Genomic DNA, 5,125 nt, shown 5'->3' with positions numbered 1-5,125 from the left:
TCGAAAGATTGTTCATGTTATAAATATGCTATAATAAAGGCGAGGCAGATTCCTCTGTGCCTCGCCTTTTCTCCGCCTCCTATTATTGCCAGCCCCGCATTGCCCAAGCCTGCCACATCTCCCCCGAATATCCCAGCAGACTCATGATCGGCTGTACCGACAGCCAGATTGCAAGCATAATCCGCGTCGAGTTTCCAAACTGCAGAACCGACCTGCGAACCGATTGCAGCCGTGGATCTTCCGGTTCCTCCCATTTGAGCGTCTTTTTGCATAATACAAAGGGCAGTATCGTAAGCGGATTATCCTTTTTTCTGGTTAGCCAGGCATACAGTTCTTCATGCTCCGGCAGCAGATAACCCTTTAATTTATACCTGAACAAATATAGTTGCAGAAAGCAGACCGCTTCTAAAATAAGAAATGCCGTCATGCTGGTTCGGCAAAAAATCCTTCCTGTATAGGCCCAGTCCTGCACAAAGTAATCAAAAACAATATTGGTCGGTACATAGGTAAACAGGAAAATCACATCAAACCAATAGTGCGGAAAAGAGAATGGATCCTCCAGCTTTTTCATTTCATTTCCCCCTATGAACGGTAATCAGCACTTAACAGACAACAAGGGAGCTTCAACGCATTCATCTTACAGCGTTTTGCGAAAAAGATCAAATGCATTTTTTCCTTTTTTTGGTCCATCGCTTTTTTATCGGTAAATCTTTCCATCCATCTTTTTTCACTTGTTTTCTACAACCTATAGTTGTAACATAATGATAAAACAAACGTTTCTTATGTGGAGGGAAAAAGGATGGAGCGGGTAATCCTGCACAGCGATCTAAACAGCTTCTATGCATCGGTGGAATGCCTGCACCGGCCAGAAATCCGCGACAAACCGGTGATTGTCGGCGGCGATCCCGAAGAGCGGCACGGAATCGTGCTGACCAAAAACCAAATCGCAAAGCGTTACGGTATCAAAACCGGCGAAGCGCTCTGGCAGGCGAAGCAAAAATGTCCCGGCATTGTGATCGTGCCTCCGAATTATCCGCTCTATCTGCGTTACTCTAAGCTGGCACGCAATATCTACATGGATTACACCGACCGGGTGGAACCGTTCGGGATCGACGAATGCTGGCTCGACGTGACCGGTAGCGCGGGACTTTTCGGGAACGGTAAAAAAATCGCGGACGAGATCCGGCGGCGCATCAAATACGAACTCGGTATTACCGTATCAATCGGGGTATCCTATAACAAGATCTTTGCAAAACTCGGCAGCGACTATAAAAAACCGGACGCAACGACGGTAATCGACCGGGAGAACTACAAAGAGATCGCCTGGCCCCTCCCCGCTTCCGATCTGCTCAACGTTGGGCCTGCAACCCGGCGCAAACTGCATGGGCGCGGCGTGGACACCATTGGAGAGCTTGCGCGGACCGATCCCGCCGTCCTGCGCAGCTGGTTTGGCAAGTGGGGCGATATGCTCTATGTCTTTGCAAACGGAATTGACACCACGCCGGTCGCGCTCTTTGACGAGCTGGCGGTCGTCAAATCGATTGGTAACAGCGCGACCACTGTGCGGGATCTTGAAAACAACGAGGATGTAAAGATGGTACTATTCGTTTTGGCCGAATCGGTTGCCGCCCGGATGCGCGAGCACGGATTCAAAGGCCGGACCGTCTGCATCTCGATCCGGGATAATACACTCTTTTCCTTCACGCGGCAGATGCGGCTTGAAAAAGCGACCTGTCTTGCGTCGGAAATCGCCCAGGGCGCGATACAGCTTTTAAAAAAGCATTACGCCTGGGGCGCGCCGATCCGCAGTATCGGCGTGTCGATGACCGATTTTTCCCACGGCGACGAGCCGGTACAGCTCGACATGTTCGACAACCATAAAAAGCGGGAGGAAATGAAGGCGCTCGAAGAAACGGTCGACACCCTGCGGCGGCGGTTTGGAAATTACTGTGTGCAGCGGGCAGTGCTGCTCAAAGATCCCAAATTGACCGGATTCAACCCCAAACAGGATCATACGATTCATCCGGTTGGCTTTTTTTAAGGAGGCGTAACAGGTGGGCGAACAGGCTCGTAAAGTATATGTTGGCGTACAGGCCGTGTTTGACACCGATGGAAACGTCGTGCCGCTGGTTATCGAGTGGGAGGACGGGACACAATATGAGATAGATCGGATACTGGACATCCGCCGGGCAGCATCTCTCAAAGCGGGCGGCAGCGGCATCCGGTACTGTATCAAAATTGGGAACCGGCAATCGTATGTTTGGCGAGAGGACGACGACCGCTGGTTTGTGGAGGCAAAAGCATAATGTGTGGACGCTATAATTTTTCGCAAGAGGAAAGCGAAGAAATCCAGGCAATTGTTCGGGAAATCGAGCGACGTCAGGGCGTAACTGGAATGAAAACCGGGGAAATCTACCCGACCAATGCCGCGCCCGTACTGCTGGCAGAAAACGACGCGATTACCCCGGCACTTTTTTCCTGGGGTTTTCCGGGATTCAAGGGACAGCGCGTGATTATCAATGCGCGGGCGGAAACCGCACCGGAAAAGCCGATGTTTCGCGCGTCCCTTGCGGCGCGGCGCTGCGTGATCCCATCGACCGGGTTTTACGAGTGGGACAACCATAGGCAGAAATACCGCTTTAATTTGCCGGACTCGACCGCGCTTTACATGGCGGGCTTTTATAACGAATTCAAGGGCGAACCGCGCTATGTGATCCTCACGACAGTAGCGAACAACTCCATTGTAGATGTGCATAACCGCATGCCGGTGGTGCTCGAAAAGGACATGATCCGCACATGGATTCAGGACGAGGTTGCCGCGCGGGAGATCCTGCGGGCAGAGCCACCCTTGCTCGAGCGAAAATTAGTATCATAGGGACAAAAGAACCGCCCGTTTTGGGGCGGTTCTTTCTATTCATCGGTCGACGTTTCGCCGATCAGATTAGATAAATCCCGCATTGCTTCGTTCAGTGCCCGCATAATTGGGATAACCTTTTCTTCTCCCTTCCCCCAATATGCAATGTCCGCCAGGGTTTCCCGAGCCTCTTTCATTTGTTTTAATGCCATTTCCATTTTTCTTCTTGCTTTGCCCAAAATTACCGCCTCCTCTCCTTCATTATCCAATGGATAAAGGGGCAAGGCAACCGGTAATGTTTTCCTGCCACATGTAGGTATTTGCATAAATAAAAGCCGCTCCATCGAGGCGGCTTTTTATTGATTAATTATCTATTCGCCATGCAATCCCCACAGCAATAAGTATGGCAGATGGGGCAAAGGCCGTCTGTGTGGATGTGCTTATGAGTGGTAACAATTTCGGCGGTTTTGATTTCTGCCAGCTTGTAGCAGCGAGTGAGGTACTCTTTGTATTCTTCGATCGTCTCGGCCAGCTTGTCGGAGCGCCAAACTTTATTTGCAGCATCCCATTTCGCGTACAGGTCGGATTTAATAACATCGCGCATTTCGTAAGTTTTCCCCGAGATCGTTCCAGCCTCGGTGTCGATGATGATGGTATTTCTGCCTCTGCTCATTTCGTATTTCATTGTGTTACCTCCGTTTTTTGTTTTTTCCCTTACCTCTTGTCTATATTATATACCTGTTCACGTATAATGTCAATTGTCATAAACGCCAATTATGCACACGTATATTTGTTAGAATTTATACTTGCACATGTATATAACATTTGCTATAATAGAATTAATGAAAGGAGGGGTCAAATGGGTAACGCCGCAACGAGAGCGAAAAACAAATATGCCAGCAAAGCATATGATCGGATTGCCTTGCAGGTCAAAAAAGGTAATCGCGATAAAATCAAAGCGCACGCAGAAAGCTTAGGGCTGAGTTTGAACGCCTATATCAATAAACTAATTGACGAGGACATGAATAAGGAGATCGCGACATGAGTAACATCGACATCCGCAAATATCTTAAAGACGAGACTATGCAAGCCCGGATCGAATACAAGGTGGCCGAACTGGGACTGTCTGAGCGCGTGGATTCTGTGGCCGATGAGATCGCATCAGATTACGACGCGGGAAAAATGCAGGACACCGACCCGTTTGGATTCCCGAGAAATGAGCGCGAACCGCACGTTGTAGCCCTCGACGAGCTCATCTTTAATATCCAGTCTATGGCACGGCAGGAATACTTTAAGCAAATGAGCAAAGACGACGCTCTCACAATCGTCCGCGGTCTTTACGCCCTCCAAAACGTCAAGGGCGCAAGCTGGACTGTGCGGGCAAGCATCGTTGGCGGCGAGCAAATGGACCTCAGCTCGTTTTTGATTGCCTACAACAATGAGCATTCGGACGACCCTATCAGGTATAGTCTCCCAGGCGTTGAAATTTAAAAAAGGAGGGCAAATCATGAAGATCCAAGTCGGAGTCGGGTACGTTGCGGTCGATCACGGCCACAATCCCCCGACCTATCATTTTAAGGCGGATGCAATCATCAATATTGTCGGGTCATACGGAGTAACCGGATCTGGTAACTGTCAGCGCCGTACCATCGATGTGGCAGTCCCAGACTGGGTGTCCACGAGCGAAAAATATCCACCGGAAATGGGCATACCCGGCCGCAACTCCAAGACCGGGACATCTGATATGTGCTTTGTGGTCTGCGCACACCCACAGGAGGCCGAATCCGAATATTTCGGCGCAGTCGATCAGGACGCGCTCATCGACAAAGCGATTGCGGGCGGTATGTTCCTCATCTACCCGGACATAAACGGAGATATGCGCTCCATCCCGGTAGCGATTGGACGGGATTAATTTATTAGGTCTTGCATTTTTACAAAAATCATGTATACTGTAATTGTCAAATCCAACTTTAAAATTGGATTTGTGGATTGAAATTGAGAAAGTATCCTATATCCTAAGGAAAAGGGCGGGCGCTAAAACGCCCGCCCTCTGTCTTTTTTATTGCAGTGAGGGAGGTCAGAGCATGTACCAACCCGCACACAAACGGCTTGCAAAACTGACCGCCATTGAGCTTGACCGCGAAAAGGCTGATGAGCTGCGGGATTACTTTTGGAGTCATAAGCCCCCGGAGATCCTTCCGCCGCTATTTGGCGAGTACGTGATCCGTATCACCTACTCGGCAGAGTGGATTCAAAAAAATTTTGGAGGTC

At 49.7% G+C, this 5,125-nt stretch carries 10 protein-coding genes; 7 read left to right on the top strand and 3 right to left on the bottom strand.

Translation table 11 applies throughout. The features are described 5' to 3' along the window. Positions 1 to 82: 82 nt before the first annotated feature. On the bottom strand, positions 83 to 571 hold the full coding sequence (locus tag DWV16_RS18615; protein WP_118480936.1) for a hypothetical protein: 489 nt from the start codon (positions 569 to 571) through the stop codon (positions 83 to 85). Between the two features lie 228 nt (positions 572 to 799). Here DWV16_RS18615 and dinB point away from each other — a divergent pair, with 228 nt between their 5' ends. The 3 genes from dinB to DWV16_RS18600 are packed head-to-tail and all read left to right on the top strand — an operon-like array spanning position 800 to position 2,875. Next, entirely contained in the window at positions 800 to 2,041 is a 1,242-nt protein-coding gene (gene dinB, locus DWV16_RS18610; RefSeq protein WP_118480934.1) for a DNA polymerase IV, read from the top strand. Between the two features lie 13 nt (positions 2,042 to 2,054). Continuing rightward, complete coding sequence (locus DWV16_RS18605) at positions 2,055 to 2,306, top strand: hypothetical protein (RefSeq protein ID WP_118480932.1); 252 nt, start codon at positions 2,055 to 2,057, stop codon at positions 2,304 to 2,306. Continuing rightward, the gene (locus DWV16_RS18600) at positions 2,306 to 2,875 is read left to right on the top strand and encodes an SOS response-associated peptidase (protein ID WP_118480930.1); all 570 of its coding nucleotides are present in this window, start codon (positions 2,306 to 2,308) and stop codon (positions 2,873 to 2,875) included. Before DWV16_RS18605 ends, DWV16_RS18600 begins: the two co-directional genes overlap by 1 nt. A gap of 35 nt (positions 2,876 to 2,910) precedes the next feature. Here DWV16_RS18600 and DWV16_RS18595 read toward each other — a convergent pair whose 3' ends face one another. After that, positions 2,911 to 3,093: a hypothetical protein gene (locus DWV16_RS18595; RefSeq protein ID WP_118480928.1), complete on the bottom strand. Its 183-nt coding sequence runs from the start codon at positions 3,091 to 3,093 to the stop codon at positions 2,911 to 2,913. A 128-nt stretch (positions 3,094 to 3,221) separates the two neighbouring features. Then, the gene (locus tag DWV16_RS18590; protein WP_118480926.1) at positions 3,222 to 3,539 is read right to left on the bottom strand and encodes a hypothetical protein; all 318 of its coding nucleotides are present in this window, start codon (positions 3,537 to 3,539) and stop codon (positions 3,222 to 3,224) included. A 174-nt stretch (positions 3,540 to 3,713) separates the two neighbouring features. Here DWV16_RS18590 and DWV16_RS18585 point away from each other — a divergent pair, with 174 nt between their 5' ends. From DWV16_RS18585 to DWV16_RS18570, 4 genes are all read left to right on the top strand, one after another. Then, a complete protein-coding gene (locus DWV16_RS18585; protein WP_118480924.1) occupies positions 3,714 to 3,899 on the top strand; it encodes an antitoxin in 186 nt (61 codons plus the stop codon). Continuing rightward, a complete protein-coding gene (locus DWV16_RS18580) occupies positions 3,896 to 4,345 on the top strand; it encodes a hypothetical protein (protein ID WP_118480922.1) in 450 nt (149 codons plus the stop codon). The genes DWV16_RS18585 and DWV16_RS18580 overlap by 4 nt, the downstream gene beginning before the upstream one ends. A gap of 16 nt (positions 4,346 to 4,361) precedes the next feature. Next, complete coding sequence (locus DWV16_RS18575) at positions 4,362 to 4,766, top strand: hypothetical protein (protein ID WP_118480920.1); 405 nt, start codon at positions 4,362 to 4,364, stop codon at positions 4,764 to 4,766. 172 nt (positions 4,767 to 4,938) lie between these two features. Then, positions 4,939 to 5,125, top strand: a 187-nt coding sequence (locus DWV16_RS18570) for a hypothetical protein (RefSeq protein WP_147349499.1), incomplete at its 3' end; no start/stop codon positions are given.

Source organism: Anaerotruncus sp. AF02-27, from assembly GCF_003465835.1.
In the GTDB taxonomy this organism is placed as follows: Bacteria; Bacillota; Clostridia; order Oscillospirales; family Ruminococcaceae; genus Anaerotruncus; species Anaerotruncus rubiinfantis.
This window is presented reverse-complemented; position numbering and strand designations above follow the sequence as displayed.

What these genes read in the sequence shown, in the direction of transcription:
- DWV16_RS18585 (WP_118480924.1), top strand. Translation starts at nt 3,714, where the DNA reads ATGGGTAACGCCGCAACGAGAGCGAAAAACAAATATGCCAGCAAAGCA.
- dinB (WP_118480934.1), top strand. Translation starts at nt 800, where the DNA reads ATGGAGCGGGTAATCCTGCACAGCGATCTAAACAGCTTCTATGCATCG.
- DWV16_RS18580 (WP_118480922.1), top strand. Translation starts at nt 3,896, where the DNA reads ATGAGTAACATCGACATCCGCAAATATCTTAAAGACGAGACTATGCAA.
- DWV16_RS18600 (WP_118480930.1), top strand. Translation starts at nt 2,306, where the DNA reads ATGTGTGGACGCTATAATTTTTCGCAAGAGGAAAGCGAAGAAATCCAG.
- DWV16_RS18615 (WP_118480936.1), bottom strand. Translation starts at nt 571, where the DNA reads ATGAAAAAGCTGGAGGATCCATTCTCTTTTCCGCACTATTGGTTTGAT.
- DWV16_RS18575 (WP_118480920.1), top strand. Translation starts at nt 4,362, where the DNA reads ATGAAGATCCAAGTCGGAGTCGGGTACGTTGCGGTCGATCACGGCCAC.
- DWV16_RS18590 (WP_118480926.1), bottom strand. Translation starts at nt 3,539, where the DNA reads ATGAAATACGAAATGAGCAGAGGCAGAAATACCATCATCATCGACACC.